Origin of the sequence: Vreelandella hamiltonii, assembly GCF_014651775.1 — a bacterium.
Taxonomy (GTDB): Bacteria; Pseudomonadota; Gammaproteobacteria; order Pseudomonadales; family Halomonadaceae; genus Vreelandella; species Vreelandella hamiltonii.
This window is the reverse complement of record NZ_BMXN01000065.1, coordinates 1-777: the sequence shown is the minus strand read 5'-3', so window position 1 is coordinate 777 and position 777 is coordinate 1. Positions and strand designations below refer to the sequence as shown.

Here is a 777-nt window from a genome sequence, read left to right as displayed (position 1 = left end):
GGGGGCTGGGTTGAGAAAGCGGGTGTTGTGGTAAAGTATTAATTCAGCGACAGGAGCCCGCATGGTCAGCAAAGTGCATAACCGCCACGATCACAGCTATAAACTGATGTTTTCGCATAAACAAATGGTGCGGGACTTGCTCACCGGCTTCGTCAAGGAAGCCTGGGTCGAGCAGCTGGATTTTAACCAAATGGAACAGGTCAGCGGCTCTTATATCACCGATGAACTGCGCGACCGTGAAGATGACATGATTTGGCGGATATGGTGGCGAGACCGCTGGCTATACGTTTATCTTCTACTGGAGTTTCAGTCATCGGAAGACAAGCACATGGCCGTGCGGATCATGAGCTACCTGGGGCTGCTGTACCAGGATCTGATTCGCCAGGACGCGTTTACCCCGAGCGGCAAGCTGCCACCTGTGTTGCCCATTGTGCTCTACAATGGAGAGAAGCGCTGGACAGCGGCACAAAACGTCGCGGATCTGGTCGAACCGGTACCGGGTGGGCTGGAGCGCTATCGCCCCCACCTTAGCTATTTGCTGATAGATGAAGGCGCTATTGTTGACGCGCCTGGGTGGACGGATGAAACGCGCAATATCGTGGCAGCGATATTTCGTATCGAGAAACATCGCGATGAAAACGATGTTTCAGACGCCATGGGGCATTTAGCAGACTGGCTCAACGGCCCAGAACAAGCCAGCTTGCGGCGGGCGATCATCGTATGGTTCTACCGAGTGTTCCTGCCCAACCGAGCCCCAGGGCTTGAATTTCCTGAGGT

Annotated in this window: 1 protein-coding gene; it reads left to right on the top strand. The window is 54.4% G+C overall.

Translation table 11 applies throughout. From position 1 onward, the window contains the following. Nucleotides 1–61: 61 nt before the first annotated feature. Nucleotides 62–777: Rpn family recombination-promoting nuclease/putative transposase (locus tag IE091_RS18350; protein ID WP_189464329.1), on the top strand; the 716-nt coding region annotated here is incomplete at its 3' end.